Here is an 18,255-nt window from a genome sequence, read left to right on the forward strand (position 1 = left end):
TTTGTTAAAAAAGTGACGAAGTTTGTCCGGCTGCGCCAGGGGCTTCATACCCAAAATGCTGGTACGCAAGAAGGGTCGCCACGCGTCCTCTCGGTGTTCTTTGCAGATGCCCCTGTTGAATGAGATAGGGTTCAACCACATCTTCCAAGGTTTCGCGATCTTCGCCCACTGCGGCGGCCAAATTGTCGATGCCGACCGGGCCACCGTTAAATTTTTCAATGATGGCCAGGAGGAATTTACGGTCGATCAAATCGAATCCCAAAGGATCAACATCGAGCATTTGCAACGCTTTATCTGCTACTTCTCGGGTCACCACTCCATCGTATTTAACCTGAGCATAATCGCGAACCCGTCGCAACAAACGATTGGCAATACGCGGCGTTCCGCGACTTCTTCGGGCGACCTCAAAAGCGCCTTCTTCATCGATTTGAACGTTTAAAAGTTTGGCGCTGCGCTTAACGATTTTGGCCAAGTCTTCGTTGCTGTAAAACTGCAATTGGGCAACGATTCCAAACCGTGCTCTCAATGGGTTAGTAAGCATACCGGCGCGAGTAGTCGCACCGATCAAAGTAAATGGTTTCAGATCTAATTTAATCGAGCGGGCTGCAGGGCCCTCACCGATCATGATGTCAATCTGAAAGTCCTCAAGTGCTGGATACAGGATTTCTTCCACAACAGGGGATAGGCGATGAATTTCATCGATAAACAGTACATCGTTTTCCTGCAAATTAGTCAAAATGGCGGCAAGATCGCCAGGACGTTCCAACACTGGACCGGAGGTTTGGCGAAGATTTACCCCCATTTCGTTGGCCACAATATGCGCCAGAGTTGTTTTGCCTAGACCGGGAGGTCCGAAAACCAGTAAATGGTCCAAAGCTTCATGTCTGGACTTTGCCGCTTTGATAAAAACGGAGAGTTGTTCGCAAGCTTTGGGTTGACCAACGTAGTCTTTCAGCTTCGTGGGTCGCAGAGCGCGGTCCACGCTTTCTTCATTTGGCGAAGCGACTTCGCCGGCAACAATTCGTTCAATCGTTTGCATGACGGATCATACTCACATATTTTGTAGGGCCATACGGATACCATCGGAAACAGAAATATCTTCCGGTAGCTTCTTGACTGCCATTGTGGCTTCCCGTTCACTGTAGCCCAAACCAATTAATGCGTTGATGATATCGGCAGTCGCAGAATTTTGAGCAACGGTAGAGACCGTTGAAAGAGTTCCGGTCAACTTGTCTTTAAGTTCTAAAATTAAACGCTCTGCCGTTTTTTTGCCGATCCCGGGAACACGGGTAAGAAGTGAAGCTTGTTGCATGGCTACAGCGTTAACCAAATCCGGCACGGATAGGCCGGAGAGAATTGACAGAGCCGTTCTGGCGCCGATACCTGATACCTTTAGCAATTGCCTAAATGTTTCTCGCTCCTCAGCGGTGAGAAAACCGTAAAGCAGCTGCGCGTCTTCGCGCACGACCATGTGTGTCAATAGCGTCACTTCGGAGCCGATAGACGGCAGGTTATAGAACGTGGACATTGGAACATCAATCTCGTAGCCTACCCCGTGCACATCAACAAGAATGTGGGGAGGATTGCTCTCTGCCAATTGTCCTTTAATGCGTCCGATCATTTATGGTTTCCTCGCTAAGCCTAAATGCACTTCCCAAGCAGCCCGATTTTTAGCCCCAGAGTGACGTCTGGCGTGGCCGGCACTGGTTTTAGGAGCCTGCATGGCTCCCATCATACGAAAAGACTGAGCCGCACAAACGGCGCATGCCAAAGCATCGGCCGCGTCGGCTTGAATTTTTTCCGGCAGTCCCAGCATGCGGGACATCATGGCTTGAACCTGGGCTTTATTGGCTCGACCTGTGCCCACAGTCGCCTGTTTGATTTCCGTTGGCGTAAATTCGTTCACCAAGAGTTCTTCGTTTGCCAGTGCCGTCAACGCCGCGCCTCTGGCTTGGCCTAAAAGAAGCGTTGTGTATGGGTTCATGTTGACAAACACTTTCTCGCAAGCTGCAAAACTTGGTGTTGTTTCACGAGCGATTTTGCCGACTTCCGTAAAAATAAAACGAAGTCGTTCAGCCAATTCTCCTTTGGGGACATTAATGACACCGGCGGTAACGAACTTCAACTCGTTGCCGTAAACATCAATGACCCCAAACCCCGTGTGATTAAGTCCGGGGTCAACGCCCATGATTCGAACAAAGTCGCTCACTGTTTAGTGCCTGCCAAAGTTGCCGAAACCGCCCAGACCGCCTAGGCCGCCACCAAATTTATTCAAACCGCCCAAGGCGCGCATCATCTTTGCTAGGCCGCCCTTTTGCATGCTTTTCATCATGGTTTGCGTCTGTTCAAACTGCTTGAGCATTTTGTTGACTTCCTGAACGGGCACTCCTGCGCCGGCGGCAATGCGGCGTTTACGGCTTGCCTTGATGATATCAGGGTGCATGCGCTCGAAAGGTGTCATCGAGTTGATAATGCCTTCGGTTCTGGCAATGGCCTTCTGGGCATCGTCATCGTTAATTTTGGAAGCGGCCTCTGCAAATTGTGTAGGCAGTTTTTCCATTAAACCCGAAAAGCTCCCCATGTTTTTCATTTGAGCTAATTGAGCCTTAAAGTCGTTGAGGTCAAACTTATTGCCCGCCTTCATCTTTTGGGCAAGTTTTTGAGTTTGTTCGACGTCAATGGCTTTTTGGACGTCTTTTACCAAAGCGACGATATCGCCCATGCCGAGGATGCGGCTTGCCATTCCTTCGGCATTAAAGGGTTCCAGACCATCGATTTTTTCAGAGACACCGACAAATTTAATCGGTTTACCGGTTGTGTAGGCCACCGACAAAGCGGCACCACCGCGGCTGTCACCATCAAGCTTCGTGAGGATAACGCCTGTCAGCGAAAGTCTTTCGTTAAAGGCCTGCGCGGCTTGAACAGCTGTCTGACCCAACATGGCGTCAGCCACGAACATTGTTTCTGAGGGCTTGAGTTCATCATGTAACTCAGCCACTTCATTCATCATTGCTTCATCGATGGATAAGCGCCCGGCCGTATCCACAATGAGAACATCGTAGAAGTAGCGTTTGGCATGCGCCAAGGCGTCTTTGGCAATGGTCAGCGGTTTTTGGTTCGCATCCATTGCAAAATTATCTGCTCCGGCTTGCCCTGTAATCACCTTCAATTGGTCCGCTGCGGCGGGGCGGTACACGTCGGTTGAGACCGTGAGGACTTTTTTCTTTTTGTCGTTAACTAAAAAACGAGCAAGTTTACCGGCAGAAGTCGTTTTACCTGCACCCTGAAGGCCAGCGAGCAGAATAACCGCAGGCGGTTGAGTAGCAAGATTAATCTCTTTTTCTTTTTCAGAGAGACTGCCACCGATGATATCGGTTAGTTCACGTTGCACAACACCGACGAGCGCCTGTCCGGGATTGAGGTTGCCAATGACTTCCTCATTCATGGCTTTAGCTTTGATACGCGCGATCAGTTCGCGAACTACAGGCAAGGCAACGTCAGCCTCCAGCAGTGCAATGCGAACTTCACGCAGCATATCGCGGGTATTTTCTTCGGTCAGACGAGCCTGACCGCGCATGGTTTTAATGACGCGCGAAAGGCGTTGGCTTAATGTATTGAGCATTTCGTTTCAAAAAATTAGAAAGATAACCACAACATTGACAGCCCTATCCCTTACAATGAGACACTGTTAAAAACATATCAGCGACAGTGTCGGATAGGTGAGCTCGTCAAATGGATTTAAACATCATATTGTACGGTGTTGCGTCAATTTTTTATCTGATTGTGGGCGGAAAAATTGTCAGCACATTTAAAAAACGTGGAGATCAGGCGCCGACTTGGTCTTTGCCGGTCATTGCAGCAGCCATTGTTGCCCATTTTTGGGTTTTACAGTCTTCTATTTTTTGTGCACCGCAGACGATTTGGGTGACTTTCGGTAATTCAATATCGGCTATTTGCTTTTTCAGCACGTTGATATTGTTTTTTGGAGCGCTTTATTCTCGCGTCCATGCCCTTTATGGGATTGTCCTTTTAATTGCTGGTTTGGGGATTTGGAGTCCGCTCTTATTTCCTTCAGACGCTCAGCCGATTGTTGGTTCGACCATGGGCTTTAAGCTTCATATTGCTTTCGGCCTTTTGGCTTATAGCTTTATGCTGATGAGTGTTGTCCAGGCCGTTCTAATGAGTATTTTGAATTCCAGACTCAAAAATCATGAAGCCTTGGAGGAACCGGAAGGTATCGTCGCTTCCATGCCCAATCTTATGACAATGGAGCGCATTCTTTTCCGAGTCATTTTTGCCTGTTTTGTCGTTCTGACATTAACCATCATCACGGGCATGGTGTCTACCGTGCACTATCTGGATGCCCTTTTGGCTTTTGACCATAAGACTGTGCTGACGATCTTAAGTTGGCTCGTTTTCGGTATTTTGTTATTAGGGAGAAAACTTCTGGGGTGGCGCAGCCGTAAGGCTTTAACTATTTTTTGGATAGCTGTAGCCCTGCAGGTCATCGCTTTTTTAGCCTACCGTTTTGTTTTGGATGTCTTGAAGTAGGATAAAACCATGTTGGGTAAAGTTCTTTTTTGGGTTCTTTTGGGATTGCTCATCTTTATTTTTTGGCAAAAGAAACGAGTGGCACAGGTTAAGCGTGAGGAATCAGAAAGAAAAGTGCCCGAATCCAAAAAGATGGTTCAGTGTCCGGTTTGCGGCGTGCACTTTGTTGAAGTGGACGGTGTGTGGGTAAATGGAACGATGTACTGCAGTCACGAGTGCGCAGAGAAAGCAAAAGGCTCAACAGAATGATCAGCTTTGATTCTGAAGGATGGATTAGGGGCAGTGGTACGGTTTGTGAGCCAAGCCCCTTTTTTGATGACAGACAAGCCGATACCACGGTTAATCTCGTCGTCATGCATAACATTTCTCTTCCGGCCGGCGTTTTCGGTTTGGGTTACGTCAGAGCGCTTTTTTTGGGTCATTTGCTTCAAAACGATATCCAAGGATTCGAATCGCTCAGGGGATTAAAAGTTTCTTCCCATTTTTTTATTGACAGGCGGGGACTGATTAACCAGTTTGTCAGTATCAAAAAGAGAGCATGGCATGCTGGTCGGTCTATTTTTCAGGGAAAAAGCTGTTGCAACGATTTTTCCATAGGAATTGAGATGGAAGGATCGGATTTCGTTCCTTTTGAATCTGTTCAATATGAAGCGTTGCAGAAGCTACTGGAGGCTTTGTTTAAGGCTGAACCAAATTTGGCGTATATTACGGGGCACAGCGATATTGCACCGGATCGAAAAACCGACCCTGGTCCCTATTTTGACTGGAAGCGCGTCTTTTCTGAACCGGAAATCGCAAAACAGTTAAAATATTCGACTATTCAATCCATTAACAAACAATAATGATGGCCAGTTTTATCGCATTTCTTTTCAACATGGTGACCACTTTTGTCGGTTGCCTCTTGATTCTTCGTGCGTTTATTTTTTATCAGCGCTTATCCATCTTCGATCCCATCGCTCGTTTGGCCTGGTTCGGTACTAACTGGTTGGTTATTCCCGTTTCCCGCTTGGTTAAACCGGGCAGACGTTGGGAATGGGCATCTGTTTTGTCAGCCTTCATTATGGCGGCAGTGGTTGCGATCGTGACTCGTCAGGTCACCGGTTTGCCGATCAGTTGGTTGGGAGTTCCCGTCTGTGCGGTGTTTTTATTGTTGCGTTGGGTGTTGGAACTCGTGCTGTGGGGAACCATTATTTTCGTTATTCTGTCCTGGCTTCAACCGACCTCTCCCGCCTATGGGATGGTTTGGCGTTTAATGAATCCGATCTTAGGCCCGATTTCCTCGCGTTTGCCACGTATTGCTGGACTTGACTGGTCGCCCCTTATTGTTTTCCTGATTGTCAACGCTTTGCTCTACTGGGTAACACCGCTCTCGCAGGGTTACTTCGTGAGTGCTTGGTTCTAGTCTTTCAGATTAACCGTCTTATCGAATGCGCGCTCAAAACGGCGCGCAATTTCGTCTGTAGTGACAGAGTAGCCTTGGGCCTCGGGTGATTGAGCTTTAATAGCCCCCATTAGCGTTGCCAGGTGCAAGGTATCTGTCCAATCCCATCGTAGCGTAAGTCCTCTAAGAAGACCGCCTCTAAAAGCATCTCCGCAACCAACAGGATAGGTGGGACCGTTTAGTGTCAAAGCCGGGAAGTAATCAGAGTCTCCATTAGCGTATAGCAGAGCTCCTTTGTCACCCTTAGTGATAATGGTGGCGGTAAGTTTTTGCGCGACGGATTTTATGTCTAAACCGGTTTTCTGCTTGAGTACATCCCATTCGTACGAAGAAAGTGTCAGAACGTCAACATGTTCTAAAAACCACCCAATGTCTTGACCGCTTAAATAAGCGCTGGCTTGCCCCATGTCCCAAATAGTAGGAATGCGATGTTCGTTGAGATAGTTAATGTGAGCCTTCATCACAGGCGTGGCAGTAGGAGTGACGATGGCCCAATCGAGTTTTTCATTTTCCGTTGGCAATGCCAAATCTGCCCAGGCCATGGCGCCCTCGTGAAAGGCCGTCATCTGATTGCCTAATCGGTCAGTGGTGATGAAAGCCTGCGGGGTAAAGGTGTTTTTTATAACTTTGATACCATCGGTGCGGATTGCCAGTGATTGCAGATGATTGAGGTAATCCTGAGAATCTTTGCCAACGGTTGTAACGATGAGCGGCTCGCCACCGGTCATTTTGAGACTATAGGCAATGTTAGCTGCGCATCCCCCAAAGTGTTTGTCCATGTTGGGGGTTTGAAAGGTCAAATTGATTGTATTGAGGCTGCCCGCAAGCAGATGATCAGCAAACACGCCGTCAAATCTCAAGATCGTATCGTATGCGACGGAACCGGAAATAAAAGTGCTCATAAAAAATTTTCCCGCCTGAGGCGGGAAGCAAAAAAACTAACTAATTGAATCAATTTCAACCGAAAGTGTAGCAGGATCCCCATCGGTCATATCAAAGGCAAGCGTGACCGTTTCGGTTGCTTGAGCCGCGATGGATTGCTTTGCATCGCTGAGATATTCCTGAGGAGCAATTCGGCGACGGGTAATGATGTCTTCCTTTTCACCTTTTAAAACAACGGTGAGAATCGGATAGGTTTGCGCGCTGTCGGTATTGTTTTTCAGTTCAACGGAGATGGCGTAACGGTTTCCTTCGATTTGCTGTAATTTGTGTGAAAGAACGGCCACCGGTTGGTTAACAACAGAAGTTGCAGGATTGGAGGGTGTTGCTTCAGTCGTCTCCGATTTAATCGGCGCATCTAAAGGTGTGACCGTTCGACGAGGTTCGCAGGTGATTTTGTCGCAAAGTAAACCGAAAAGCGGTTCAGCCTGAGGAATTTTGTCCAAAACAGCATTTTGGTTGGAAGCTAGAACCTTCAAAGCAATAGCAATGATGGCCACCAAGGCGATGATGGCCCAAAGCCATGTCTTCGAGGAACGAGGCTTTGTCGACTCTTCTTGTATTTCGGAGTCTTCATCTTCGCTTTCATCGTCGCTCAGATTTTGATTAGGAGCCGGATGCGAGATCACTTCAATGCTCGGTCCATTGATAATGTCGAGCCTTTCGGGGCCATTTCTGGGTTCGGTTCTCACCCCGACCAATCCCTGGTTGTCATCGACGGAATCAAAGCCCTTGAGTTGGTCGGCCAAGGATTTCATGTTGGCAATGCCTTGACGTTCGACCTCGGCTTCGCGTTCAATACGGTTTAAACTTCCTTCCAAATCAATAGACTTATAGAGATGTTCTCGGGCATTAAATACGTTTTGGCAAAAGCCACAGCGAACCTGACCGTTTTTGGCCTGCAGAATGTTCTCAGTGATTTTAAAGGCCTGTTGACAGGCAGGGCAGCGAGTAATGTAAACCGTCATAATTTATTAAATTTGAAATACTTCTTTGAAGACACGTCAAAGAGTCGATTCAGCTTTTAATTAATGAGTGATCATCATACTGAAATCGAATCGGATGTGTTAACGATAGGATAAGAAATTCTAGAAAGGAAAAATCTCAAATGTCAGCGATTGATCTCCTAATTGAAGGAAAAAGATTGAAGATAGCTTTGGTAGCAGAGAAGAAAAAACGCTTTCTTGATCTATTATTGCTCGGTGATGAGCAAGAAAGTATGATCGATCGTTATTTAGAACATGGTGATTTGTGGGTCTTGTCTGATGAGAATGTGGCGATTGCAGTTGCTGTCGTGACAGTAGAACAAAACGGAATCTGTGAATTGAAAAATTTGGCGGTAGATACAAGTTATCAGCAGCACGGAATAGGTAGCTTTTTGCTTCAGTATTTGTTTAATCAGTATCGCAAGAGTTGTCATACCATTTATGTCGGGACGGGGCAGACTCAGAGGACACTGAATTTCTACAAGAAAAATGGTTTTATTTATTCACACAGAATAAAGAACTTTTTCCTGGACAATTATGACCATCCTATTGTTGACGAAGGTCTTTTGTTGCGCGATATGGTCTACTTAAAAAGAAAATTGAAAACGGCCATTTCCGTAAGGAAATGACCGTCTAATACATTTAGCTGAAGAAGCAATCAGTTCTTCGAACCGGCAATGCAAACCCAACCTTCACTTTCTTGCCAGACAGAAAGCTTAACGGAAGGATCACTTTCCTTATAAACGTCAATAACTTCCTGAGCTTGGCGGGCTAAAACTCCTGACAAAACCAAATGTCCGTGCGGTTTAACTCTCGCTAAGAGAGCCGGAGCCAATAGCTTTAGCGGATTGGAAAGAATATTGGCAACAACGATATCAAATGTTCCCTCCGGCATATCCTTGGGTAAAACAAAGGTAGCGGGAGCATCATTCGATTTCGCATTGTCAATGGCGGCTTCTACAGCCTGGGGATCAATATCGGTACCCAATACCTCTCCAGCACCGAGTTTTTTAGCCGCGATTGCCAGAATGCCTGTGCCACATCCGTAGTCAAGAACACTTTCACCGGACTTAACATTGGCGTCAAGCCACTGTAAGCAAAGATGAGTTGTCGGGTGGCTGCCGGTACCGAAAGCGACACCGGGATCCAAACGAATATTGATGGCTGTGTCGCCAGCGGGTGGTTCATGCCATGTCGGTACAATCCAGAGACGATCGGAAACGCGAACCGGCTGGAACTGTGCTTGGGTGATTCGAACCCAATCGGCGTCTTCAACGACCTTGTCACTGACGACCTTGGGCTCTTCAATACCTAAGCCTTTAACGGCGATGGCCATATCCAACCCAAAATCAAAGTCATCGTTGACGAGAACTTTCAGGTAGGAATTTTTCCAAGCAAGCTTAGTGGGCTCAAGTCCCGGTTCGCCGTAAAGCGGTTGCTCGTCAGGCGTGTCCGCATCGGCATCTTCAATGGATACGGACAAAGCTCCCGCATCCATTAAAGCGTCACCTAAAACTTCAGCCGCACGGTCGTTAACCAATAAAGTGATCTCACGCATATTAGAGACTATCCTCGTGGGTCGTGCGTTGCTTTTGAAGATCCTTCAGACGTTCTTCAAGATAGTGAATCGTTGCGCCGCCTTGACGGAATTTTTCGTCCATCATCAGTTCACGGTGCAAGGGCAGATTGGTTTTAATACCCGTGACGACCATTTCAGACAGAGCGATCTTCATGCGGGCGATGGCCGTGTCACGATCGTCACCATAGGCAATCAATTTGCCGATCATCGAATCGTAATAAGGCGGCACGTAATAGCCCGAATAAACGTGGCTGTCAAAACGGATGCCGGGGCCGCCCGGTGTATGCCAAGCCGTCACTCGTCCCGGACTCGGAACAAATGTGAAGGGGTCTTCGGCGTTGATACGGCACTCGATAGCATGGCCGCGAATTTGGATGTCGCGTTGTTTGTAGTTCAAACGTTCGCCGTAAGCCACACGAATTTGTTCACGTACAAGGTCAACACCGGTAATGAGTTCTGTCACCGGATGTTCAACCTGAATACGGGTGTTCATTTCGATGAAGTAGAACTGTTCGTTTTCGTACAAGAATTCAAACGTACCGGCACCGCGATAACCGATTCGCTTACAGGCTTCGACGCAACGTTCGCCCACTTTTTCAATCAGTTTACGGGGCACGCCGGGAGCAGGGGCTTCTTCCAAAACCTTTTGGTTGCGGCGTTGCATGGAGCAATCGCGCTCACCCAAGTAAATGGCATTGTGGAAGTTATCGGCCAAGACCTGAATTTCGATGTGGCGCGGATTTTCCAAGAATTTTTCCATGTATACGGTCGGGTTGCCGAAAGCCGCTTGAGCTTCCTGGCGCGTCATGGAAACAGCGTTAATCAATGCCGCTTCAGTGCGAACCACGCGCATGCCGCGTCCGCCGCCGCCACCGCTGGCTTTAATAATGACAGGGTAGCCGATCTTGCGGGCAATCTGAATGATTTCGTCAGGATCTTCCGGCAAGGCACCGTCAGAGCCCGGAACAACCGGAACACCGGCTTCAATCATGGCTTTCTTGGCAGAGACCTTGTCACCCATGATACGGATGGAATCCGGACGGGGACCGATAAAGGCAAAACCGGAACGTTCCACGCGCTCGGCAAAGTCGGCATTTTCAGATAAAAAGCCGTAACCGGGGTGAATGGCTTCAGCGTCAGTCACTTCGGCGGCGCTGATAATAGCGGGAATATTCAAATAACTGTCAACAGACGGGGCTGGTCCAATGCAAACGGACTCGTCGGCCAAACGAACATATTTGGCGTCAACGTCAGCCGTTGAGTGCACCACCACCGTCTTGATGTTCATTTCACGGCAAGCTCTCTGAATACGAAGAGCGATCTCACCGCGGTTAGCGATCAAGATTTTTCCGAACATAATGCTTAGCCGATGATAAAGAGGGGTTGACCGAATTCGACCGGTTGGGCGTTTTCCACACAAATTTCTTTGATTGTGCCGGAGGTTTCTGCTTCGATTTCATTTAAAAGCTTCATGGCTTCAATGATGCCGAGTGTTTGACCGGCTTCAACATGATCACCCACCTTCACGAAAGGTTCAGCACCGGGGTTCGGAGCACGGTAGAAAGTTCCCACCATCGGAGAGGTCACGGTTGTTCCGGTAGCTGCGGGTTCAGGGGCCGGAGCCGGTTCTTGAGCGGCAGGCGCTGCAGCGGGAGCCGGGGCAGCAACAACAGGAGCAGCCACAGGGGCAGCAGCAACAGCAACGGTTTGCACCTTATTAACAATACGCACTTTATCGTTTTCTTCCGTCACTTCCAATTCGGAAATGCCGCTTTCGGCTACTAAGTCGATCAACGTTTTAAGTTTGCGTAAATCCATTTCAGAGACCTCTTAAAAATATGCGAATTCCGAACATTCATCTTCTAAGAAAGTATCTTTAAAGAATGTCATTTCGGATAAATTAGTATTTAAACTGCATTTTCATGCTTTTTTCGCTAAATGTCTAGTAATTTCGTTTAATTTTTCGATTTTCATTCATTTTTGCATCACGGAAATGTGGTAGTCCTGACGTATTCGACCATTTGGACGGCAAGGCGCGATCTTGCAAAAATCTTGAATTTTGTAAGAAGTTAGCGACTGTTTTCAAAATAACTTGTCGGCCTTGCTTAGAAATTAGGCGAAATGCTCAAAAATATGAATATTGATGCACTGAACAGGCGGTGATTTGGCTAAAATATTCTGGTTTTTCAATGAGGTTAGGCTTTTTATGCATGTTCATATATTAGGTATCTGCGGAACCTTCATGGGAGGTATAGCTCAGTTGGCGCGAGCGGCGGGTCACCGTGTGACCGGGTGTGACGCCAATGTTTATCCGCCAATGAGCGATCAACTCGCCTCTGCCGGTATTGAACTCATTGAAGGCTTTGATGAAAGTCAGGTTGCCTTGCGACCGGATTTGTATGTAATCGGCAATGCTATCTCCCGAGGCAATCCCTTATTGGAAAAGATCTTAAATGATCAATTGCCCTACACTTCGGGACCTCAATGGCTGGGAGAGACGATTCTGGGTTCCCGTCATGTTTTAGCTGTTGCCGGAACACATGGGAAAACAACGACTAGTTCGCTTTTGGCGTGGATTTTGGAGCGTTGTGGCAAAAATCCGAGTTTTTTAATCGGAGGGGTGCCGGCTAATTTTGCTCATTCGGCAAGACTCACTTCTTCTCGCTATTTTGTGATTGAAGCCGATGAGTATGACACCTGCTTCTTTGATAAACGCTCAAAATTTGTACACTATCGGCCTAAAACCGCCATTCTCAATAATCTCGAATATGACCATGCAGATATATTCCCGGATCTGCACGCCATTGAAACACAATTTCATCATTTAGTCAGAATGATGGCTCAAAACGCCAGAGTCGTAGTGAATGGTCAGAGTGAAGCGTTAAAGCGCGTCCTGAATCGGGGGCTCTATAGTGATTGCGTCTATTTCAATGATGAGCGCGGTTGGCACCTTCAAGGTAATGAACTTTTTTATAAAGGTCGTTTGATTGGTGCGCTGCGTTTGTCTTTGCCTGGGCACCACAATTTATTGAATGCATCGGCAGCGGTTGCTGCGGCGACTCATGTCGGAATAGATCCCAAGGAAGCATTGACCGCTTTGGAGGAATTCTCGGGCGTAAAACGCCGTTTGGAATTAAAAGGTATCGAAAATGGAGTATCAGTGATTGATGATTTTGCTCATCATCCGACAGCCATTTACGAAACGATTCGAGCCTTGCGCGGCAAAATGGAGAAAAAAGGACGCCTGATTGCTGTTTTGGAACCCAGAAGTAACACTATGAAAATGGGTACCATGAAAGACAGACTGGCAGGCAGTTTGCAAGAAGCTGATTTTGTTGTCTGTTATGCCGATCCAAAATTGGGGTGGGATGTTAGTGCAGCTCTAGCACCTTTAGGTGAAAAACTTCATGTGCTTCATACGGTGCAAGAAACCGCTGCAGTTGCGGCTTCTTTAGCCCAAAAGGGCGATGATATTTTGGTGATGAGCAACGGAGGTTTTGGCGGTATTCACGGTCAGCTTCTTTCCTTGCTGAAAAATAAAGGCTGAAAATGGTTTTAATGTATCTGCACGGATTTCGCTCTTCACCCGATAGCAATAAAGGTCAGGTAATGCGTGAGGCCTTAGGCGAAAAGTTTACCTTTTTGGCACCTGACTTAAATGTTTCACCGCTTGCCGTTCAAAAGATATTGCTTGAAACGGTTAAGGACATCAATCCGAGTCAATTATGTTTAGCAGGCTCAAGCCTTGGGGGCTTTTACGCGACTTGGCTTGCCGAAAAAATCGGCTGTCGGGCCATTCTTTTTAATCCGGCGACAGAACCCTGGTGTGTCATTAATGATTATCTGGGGGTACAGCCCATTGCCAATACGGGGCGTACCATCGAAGTCAAACCGGAATTTGCCGATCAAGCAAAAAGTATGCATTGTGAAATTATTCACCCCGAGCGTTATCTGGTCTTTTTGTCAACGGCAGATGAAGTGTTGGACTGGCATAAGGCGCAGAAAAAATACAGTGCCTGCAGGCAAATTCTTCTGCCTGAAAACACGCACGAAATAACCGATTTTGAACAATGTTTGCCGGAAATCGAACATTTCGCGGCAGCCAATCAATAAGAAAGGAACATCTGAATGGAGCACTCTTTTGTATCGGCCCTGTTGTTGATGTTTTTAATGGCCGACCCCCTCGGAAACATTCCTATTTTTATTTCTTCGTTGAAGTCTGTTCCGGAGCATAGGCGCTCTCGTGTGGTGATACGTGAGTGTGTGATCGCGGCTTTGATTTTGTGCATTTTCGCCTTCGGCGGAAAAGCATTTTTAGACGCACTGGGATTGAGTCAAGCGGCCTTGTCAATGGGGGGCGGCCTGATTGTTTTGTTGATGGCCATTCGAATGGTTTTCCCATCCAAGGAAGGGGTCTTTGGAGAAGCGCCCGGTGGAGAGCCTTTTATCGTGCCTTTGGCAGTACCTGCTATTGCAGGGCCTTCGACGTTGGCAACGATTTTACTTTTAGTCGGCAGTGACCCTGATCGTATTCCGGAGTGGCTTTTGGTCGTGGTGCTCACTTGCGCCATTAGTGCTGCGATTTTGGTATTTGCCGAACGTGTTCAGAAAATCGTAGGGGAAAGAACAACCGCCGCTTTTGAACGACTGATGGGATTGATATTGGCTACAATGGCCGTTCAAATGTTCTTAACTGGGATTACGCAATTTATTCAAACAACGCTGAAAGGGGCGATTTAATGTATCTCTTTTTTGAAGAAGACGGTACCTTTAAAGTCGGCACGATTTTGTCGCAAAACGGCAGTGCCTATCAAGTGGAGCTTTTGACCGGTAGGCGTACAAAAGTCAAAGGCGGGCACGTCTTTTTTGAATTTGAATCGCCTGTGGCATCAGACGTAATGCCCAAAGCGGAAGCCATGAGCACCGAAATCGATCCCCAGTTTCTTTGGGAAGTCGCTCCCGAGGGAGAGTTTCGCTTTGAGACTTTGGCTGTCGAATATTTCGGAGAAGAAGCTTCCGTCATTGAGAAGATCGCCACACTGCTGACACTTCACAATCATCCCGTCTACTTTCACAGAAAAGGTCGCGGTAATTATCGTAAAGCACCAGAAGAAATATTGAAGGCCGCTTTGGCAGCGTTAGAAAAGAAGCGTTTAGCTGAAGAGCAGAAAAAGGCTTGGGTGCGGCAGATGATTGATGAGCAAACGGCTCCGAAGGAAATTGTCTCTCAGGCTATCAATTTACTGGTTTCACCCGATAAAAACAGTAATTTGTGGAAGGCTCTTTCTGATGCGGCAAGCGAAGCACGTATGACGCCACTTCGTCTGCTGCTCTCTTTGGGGGCAATTAAGTCCGCTTATCGTTGGCACATTGATAGTTTTTATGCACAGTATTTTCCGAAAGGAAAGGGTTTTGCCGCCGATTTGGTGAAACCATCTGAAAATGGTTGGGATGATCTCCCTATTGCCAATGTCAAAGCTTTCTCCATTGATGACTCGTCAACAACAGAAATTGACGACGCGACAAGTGTTGAGCATGTTGATGACAAGCTTCTTCGAATCGGTGTACACATTGCGGCGCCGGGACTGGGAATTGAGCGTGACAGCGATATCGACCGCGTAGCCCGTTCAAGACTTTCTACGGTTTATGCTCCTGGCATCAAGACCACCATGTTGCCGGAGGATTGGATTAAAGAGTTCTCTTTGGATGAGGGCAGAGCCGTTCCTTGTTTGTCTCTTTACGTGTTGGTTAACAAAGAAACGCTTGAAGTTTCCGCTACGGAAACTCACTTAGAGCGCATTAAAGTGTGCTCCAATATTCGCTACGACTTGATTGAAGATGAATTTACCGAAGAGAAACTTCTAAGCGGAAACGTCAATCATCCGTTTGCTGAAGAAATCACGTGGCTTTGGAAGTTCGCTAAAAAATGCTTATCGGAGCGGGAAGCTGTCAGAGGGAAACCGGAACAGTTGGGTCGCGTTGAGTGGAGCTTCGACTTAGAGGGAGACGGAGAGGATGCTGTTATTCATCTGAAGTCTCGCAGACGAGGCTCGCCCCTGGACTTAGCCGTAGGTGAATTGATGATTTTTGCCAACACCGTTTGGGGTGGTTGGCTTGAAGAAGTGAATGTAGCCGGTATCTACCGTTCTCAAAGCATGGGCCGGGTTAAGATGAGTACAACGCCGGGGCCGCACGATGGAATGGGTGTCGCACAGTATGCGTGGTGTACTTCCCCGCTGCGTCGGTATGTTGATTTGGTTAACCAACGGCAATTAATCAGCGCGGTACTTGATCGTTCGCCAAGTTATCGACCGAGTGATACGGATCTTTTTGCCATCGTCTCTAATTTCACATTGACCTACGGGGCTTATTCGGAATTTCAGCGCAAGATGGAAAGGTATTGGAGTTTGCGCTGGATTGAGCAAGAGGGGCTTAAGACAATTGAAGCGGTGGTTGTCAAAGGTGAATTAATCCGAATCGAAGGCCTGCCTTTTATGCAAAGAATGCCGGGGCTGCCGGAATTGCCTCGCGGTCAAAAGATTCTCTTGGACATTTTGGGTGTTGACTACGTCGATGTTCTTTTGGATGCGCGGTTAAAAGAAGTGCTTGATGAGACCGACGAAGAGTCGCTCGAAGAGGATGAACCTTTGGAAGAAACAGACAGTCAGCAAGAGCAAAAGCCTTCAGACTCTGAATAGCTTTTGTATCCTGTATCGTTAAAAAAGCAATCAGGGAAACTCCTTGTGCGTAGATTGAGCAAACCTTATAGAGGGGGCCTAAACTGAACCTTGGGGTTTGATCAATATCCTATCGGAAGGAGTTTTCTTATGATTATTCGAAAAACACTGATGGCGGCTTCGGTTGCCGCTCTTATGTTAGGAACAGCGATGTCAGCTCAAGCGTGTTTCACGGTTATCGTCGGTAAAGATGCATCCTCTACCGGCGAAATTATTATCGGTCACAATGAAGACAATGACCGTCGTATTCTCATGAGCCAATACTGGGTGCCGGCAGCGACACATAAAAAAGGTGAAATGATTGAATACGAACCGACGGCCGCCAAAATTCCTCAAGTAACGAAGACGTTGGGTTACTGGTGGACGCAGACGCTTGCACCTGAAGGCTATAGTTTTTCCGACGGTTTCTTTAATGAAGCCGGTGTATTGATTACATCCAATAACTGTGGTGACACGGTTGAAAAGGATGAAAAGGTGAAAAATGGTGGCATAGGCTACGGTATTCGTCGTATCACCGCAGAACGTGCCCATACTGCTCGTGAAGCCGTACAGATTGCCATTGAGCTGGTTGAAAAATATGGTTACACACATGAAGGCCGCACCTATACATTCGCCGACCATAATGAAGCTTGGCAAATGGCTATCCTTCGTGGACACCGCTATCTCGCCCGTAAGGTTAAGGACAACGAAGTCGCCTTCTTAGCGAATTCTTATTCGTTAACAAACGTCGATTTAAACGATAAGGAAAATGTGATTGCCTCGCCCGATTTGGTTGAACATGCCATCAAGATCGGCACCTATAAACCGGCCAAGGCTGGGGATTATTCTGACTTCAATTTCCGCGAAGCCTATCAGCCTGATCGTCGTCGCGCCGCTGACTGGAATAAACAGCGTGTTCAAACCTTCATGAAGATCATGACCGGTGAAATGATCGAAGATCACAACGCCATTCCTCAATCCATTGTTCCGAAGGACAAGGTGACACCGTGGGATGTGCAAAAGATTATGCGCGCTCAGTCCGATCAAGTGGATCGCTCAGTGACCGGTTGGCATTTGTATGACTTGCGAGACATTGGCAATATCGACACTCACGATAGCGTCGTCTTTAAGCTCGCCAAAGATCCGCTTTTAACCGTGACATGGAGAAGTAACGCGCGTCCGTACGAAACGGCGTTTGTGCCCGCTTTCCCGCTTGCTAAACCGGCCTTGGCTCAAGCTTTCATGAGTCCGGCAGTCGGCACGCGCGCTCAATTCCACGCAACACCCGAACAGATGAGCTTCTCTTTGGACAAGAACGTCTTTACGTTCGTTTTGGCTGAACAATTCTTGGATTGGATGCCGAGTCTGCGTGAAGATGTTATTGACGCCATTGAAGAGTATGAAGAGCGCAAGGCCGAGGAATTGGGCGCAGTTGAAGCCCGCGCCAAATCGCTTGCGGCGATAGATAAGGATCGTGCCGTTGAATTTATGCACAACTTCAATGTACTCAATTACAACGAAGCCTTAGGAGCTGCCTCCAAGGTCTTGATGAAGGCCAATAAGCAAGACATCGTGATCATGAAGGATAAGCTGAGCTTGTCGGATGAAAAGGGGACGGTGGATGTGGTCTTATTGTCTCAAAAAGATTTTGACGCAACAAAACTGGATCAATCCGTGACGGAATTCGGATCCGCTTGGTCTGACGGTGAGGATGAACTCAATCGTCATCGTGCCAAACCCGTCAAGGTTGTCTTTAGAGACGTTGACGGTGACGGCTTAAAAGATGCTGTTATCACATTCCCTGTCAAGGGTGCTGTGGCTACAACATTCCAAGACGTGAATACGGAATTATTCCTTTTCACGAAGGTTGATGGGAAACCAGTTGCAGCCTTTGATACAGTGAAAATCGTCAAATAACTAGCAGGTTAGCCTAGTAAGACCTGTCCGTTGAAAGAATCTTCGGACAGGTTTTTTTATTTTTCTAAGCGATTAAGTTGAGCTCTGAGAGTACGGTGGTACAATGCAGGGGCTTTAAACAAAATT

At 47.4% G+C, this 18,255-nt stretch carries 19 protein-coding genes; 10 read left to right on the forward strand and 9 right to left on the reverse strand.

The annotated features are described in order from the left end of the window. Positions 1-4: 4 nt before the first annotated feature. Genes ruvB through ffh form a run of 4 tightly spaced genes read right to left on the reverse strand, consistent with a single transcriptional unit; the run spans position 5 to position 3,622 of the window. The gene (gene ruvB / locus NW199_RS02760; RefSeq protein WP_022472958.1) at positions 5-1,039 is read right to left on the reverse strand and encodes a Holliday junction branch migration DNA helicase RuvB; all 1,035 of its coding nucleotides are present in this window, start codon (positions 1,037-1,039) and stop codon (positions 5-7) included. 12 nt (positions 1,040-1,051) lie between these two features. Continuing rightward, complete coding sequence (gene ruvA / locus NW199_RS02765; RefSeq protein WP_258333568.1) at positions 1,052-1,621, reverse strand: Holliday junction branch migration protein RuvA; 570 nt, start codon at positions 1,619-1,621, stop codon at positions 1,052-1,054. Continuing rightward, positions 1,622-2,209 carry a crossover junction endodeoxyribonuclease RuvC gene (gene ruvC, locus NW199_RS02770; protein ID WP_022472960.1) on the reverse strand — a complete coding sequence of 196 codons (588 nt, stop codon included), beginning with the start codon at positions 2,207-2,209 and terminating at the stop codon, positions 1,622-1,624. Positions 2,210-2,212: 3 nt separating this feature from the next. Then, positions 2,213-3,622, reverse strand: coding sequence for a signal recognition particle protein (ffh, locus tag NW199_RS02775; protein ID WP_258333569.1), 1,410 nt, complete (start codon positions 3,620-3,622; stop codon positions 2,213-2,215). Between the two features lie 110 nt (positions 3,623-3,732). Between ffh and NW199_RS02780 the strand changes: the two genes are divergently transcribed. Genes NW199_RS02780 through NW199_RS02795 form a run of 4 tightly spaced genes read left to right on the forward strand, consistent with a single transcriptional unit; the run spans position 3,733 to position 5,953 of the window. Further along, entirely contained in the window at positions 3,733-4,551 is an 819-nt protein-coding gene (locus NW199_RS02780) for a cytochrome C assembly family protein (RefSeq protein WP_022472962.1), read from the forward strand. 9 nt (positions 4,552-4,560) lie between these two features. Continuing rightward, the gene (locus NW199_RS02785; RefSeq protein WP_022472963.1) at positions 4,561-4,800 is read left to right on the forward strand and encodes a PP0621 family protein; all 240 of its coding nucleotides are present in this window, start codon (positions 4,561-4,563) and stop codon (positions 4,798-4,800) included. Then, positions 4,797-5,393, forward strand: a complete 597-nt coding sequence (ampD, locus tag NW199_RS02790; RefSeq protein ID WP_258333570.1) for a 1,6-anhydro-N-acetylmuramyl-L-alanine amidase AmpD — start codon at positions 4,797-4,799, stop codon at positions 5,391-5,393. The genes NW199_RS02785 and ampD overlap by 4 nt, the downstream gene beginning before the upstream one ends. Continuing rightward, positions 5,393-5,953, forward strand: a complete 561-nt coding sequence (locus NW199_RS02795; RefSeq protein ID WP_022472965.1) for a YggT family protein — start codon at positions 5,393-5,395, stop codon at positions 5,951-5,953. Before ampD ends, NW199_RS02795 begins: the two co-directional genes overlap by 1 nt. On the opposite strand, the gene NW199_RS02800 is transcribed toward NW199_RS02795, so the two are convergent. Then, a complete protein-coding gene (locus NW199_RS02800; RefSeq protein ID WP_258333571.1) occupies positions 5,950-6,894 on the reverse strand; it encodes a carbohydrate kinase family protein in 945 nt (314 codons plus the stop codon). The two genes, NW199_RS02795 and NW199_RS02800, sit on opposite strands and share 4 nt — an antisense overlap. 36 nt (positions 6,895-6,930) lie before the next feature. Then, on the reverse strand, positions 6,931-7,899 hold the full coding sequence (locus NW199_RS02805; protein ID WP_258333572.1) for a DUF3426 domain-containing protein: 969 nt from the start codon (positions 7,897-7,899) through the stop codon (positions 6,931-6,933). A gap of 140 nt (positions 7,900-8,039) precedes the next feature. Between NW199_RS02805 and NW199_RS02810 the strand changes: the two genes are divergently transcribed. Then, entirely contained in the window at positions 8,040-8,546 is a 507-nt protein-coding gene (locus NW199_RS02810; RefSeq protein WP_249092484.1) for a GNAT family N-acetyltransferase, read from the forward strand. 29 nt (positions 8,547-8,575) lie between these two features. Here the strand turns inward: NW199_RS02810 and prmA are convergent, their stop codons facing one another. From prmA to accB, 3 genes are read right to left on the reverse strand one after another with little or no spacing between them, the layout of a single operon-like run. Beyond that, positions 8,576-9,475 carry a 50S ribosomal protein L11 methyltransferase gene (gene prmA, locus NW199_RS02815; protein WP_249092485.1) on the reverse strand — a complete coding sequence of 300 codons (900 nt, stop codon included), beginning with the start codon at positions 9,473-9,475 and terminating at the stop codon, positions 8,576-8,578. A gap of 1 nt (position 9,476) precedes the next feature. After that, entirely contained in the window at positions 9,477-10,853 is a 1,377-nt protein-coding gene (accC, locus tag NW199_RS02820) for an acetyl-CoA carboxylase biotin carboxylase subunit (protein ID WP_022472970.1), read from the reverse strand. Between the two features lie 5 nt (positions 10,854-10,858). Further along, positions 10,859-11,314, reverse strand: a complete 456-nt coding sequence (gene accB, locus NW199_RS02825) for an acetyl-CoA carboxylase biotin carboxyl carrier protein (RefSeq protein ID WP_258333573.1) — start codon at positions 11,312-11,314, stop codon at positions 10,859-10,861. Between the two features lie 388 nt (positions 11,315-11,702). On the opposite strand from accB, the gene mpl reads away from it, so the two are divergent. From mpl to NW199_RS02850, 5 genes are all read left to right on the forward strand, one after another. After that, entirely contained in the window at positions 11,703-13,043 is a 1,341-nt protein-coding gene (gene mpl / locus NW199_RS02830; protein ID WP_022472972.1) for a UDP-N-acetylmuramate:L-alanyl-gamma-D-glutamyl-meso-diaminopimelate ligase, read from the forward strand. 11 nt (positions 13,044-13,054) lie between these two features. Beyond that, on the forward strand, positions 13,055-13,609 hold the full coding sequence (locus NW199_RS02835; RefSeq protein ID WP_258333640.1) for a YqiA/YcfP family alpha/beta fold hydrolase: 555 nt from the start codon (positions 13,055-13,057) through the stop codon (positions 13,607-13,609). A gap of 15 nt (positions 13,610-13,624) precedes the next feature. Further along, positions 13,625-14,236 (forward strand): MarC family protein, encoded by a 612-nt coding sequence (locus tag NW199_RS02840; RefSeq protein ID WP_022472974.1) that lies wholly within the window; start codon positions 13,625-13,627, stop codon positions 14,234-14,236. Then, positions 14,236-16,194, forward strand: a complete 1,959-nt coding sequence (locus NW199_RS02845; protein WP_258333574.1) for a ribonuclease catalytic domain-containing protein — start codon at positions 14,236-14,238, stop codon at positions 16,192-16,194. Before NW199_RS02840 ends, NW199_RS02845 begins: the two co-directional genes overlap by 1 nt. 129 nt (positions 16,195-16,323) lie before the next feature. Next, positions 16,324-18,129 (forward strand): C69 family dipeptidase, encoded by a 1,806-nt coding sequence (locus NW199_RS02850; RefSeq protein WP_258333575.1) that lies wholly within the window; start codon positions 16,324-16,326, stop codon positions 18,127-18,129. The last annotated feature ends 126 nt before the right edge of the window (positions 18,130-18,255 follow it).

It is taken from the genome of Parasutterella secunda (assembly GCF_024733725.1).
GTDB classification, from domain to species: Bacteria; Pseudomonadota; Gammaproteobacteria; order Burkholderiales; family Burkholderiaceae_F; genus Aphodousia; species Aphodousia faecalis.

Coding starts and splice junctions, on each gene's coding strand:
- ruvB (WP_022472958.1), bottom strand. CDS start 1,039: ATGCAAACGATTGAACGAATTGTTGCCGGCGAAGTCGCTTCGCCAAAT.
- ruvA (WP_258333568.1), bottom strand. CDS start 1,621: ATGATCGGACGCATTAAAGGACAATTGGCAGAGAGCAATCCTCCCCAC.
- ffh (WP_258333569.1), bottom strand. CDS start 3,622: ATGCTCAATACATTAAGCCAACGCCTTTCGCGCGTCATTAAAACCATG.
- NW199_RS02780 (WP_022472962.1), top strand. CDS start 3,733: ATGGATTTAAACATCATATTGTACGGTGTTGCGTCAATTTTTTATCTG.
- NW199_RS02785 (WP_022472963.1), top strand. CDS start 4,561: ATGTTGGGTAAAGTTCTTTTTTGGGTTCTTTTGGGATTGCTCATCTTT.
- ampD (WP_258333570.1), top strand. CDS start 4,797: ATGATCAGCTTTGATTCTGAAGGATGGATTAGGGGCAGTGGTACGGTT.
- NW199_RS02795 (WP_022472965.1), top strand. CDS start 5,393: ATGATGGCCAGTTTTATCGCATTTCTTTTCAACATGGTGACCACTTTT.
- NW199_RS02800 (WP_258333571.1), bottom strand. CDS start 6,894: ATGAGCACTTTTATTTCCGGTTCCGTCGCATACGATACGATCTTGAGA.
- NW199_RS02805 (WP_258333572.1), bottom strand. CDS start 7,899: ATGACGGTTTACATTACTCGCTGCCCTGCCTGTCAACAGGCCTTTAAA.
- NW199_RS02810 (WP_249092484.1), top strand. CDS start 8,040: ATGTCAGCGATTGATCTCCTAATTGAAGGAAAAAGATTGAAGATAGCT.
- prmA (WP_249092485.1), bottom strand. CDS start 9,475: ATGCGTGAGATCACTTTATTGGTTAACGACCGTGCGGCTGAAGTTTTA.
- accC (WP_022472970.1), bottom strand. CDS start 10,853: ATGTTCGGAAAAATCTTGATCGCTAACCGCGGTGAGATCGCTCTTCGT.
- accB (WP_258333573.1), bottom strand. CDS start 11,314: ATGGATTTACGCAAACTTAAAACGTTGATCGACTTAGTAGCCGAAAGC.
- mpl (WP_022472972.1), top strand. CDS start 11,703: ATGCATGTTCATATATTAGGTATCTGCGGAACCTTCATGGGAGGTATA.
- NW199_RS02835 (WP_258333640.1), top strand. CDS start 13,055: ATGTATCTGCACGGATTTCGCTCTTCACCCGATAGCAATAAAGGTCAG.
- NW199_RS02840 (WP_022472974.1), top strand. CDS start 13,625: ATGGAGCACTCTTTTGTATCGGCCCTGTTGTTGATGTTTTTAATGGCC.
- NW199_RS02845 (WP_258333574.1), top strand. CDS start 14,236: ATGTATCTCTTTTTTGAAGAAGACGGTACCTTTAAAGTCGGCACGATT.
- NW199_RS02850 (WP_258333575.1), top strand. CDS start 16,324: ATGATTATTCGAAAAACACTGATGGCGGCTTCGGTTGCCGCTCTTATG.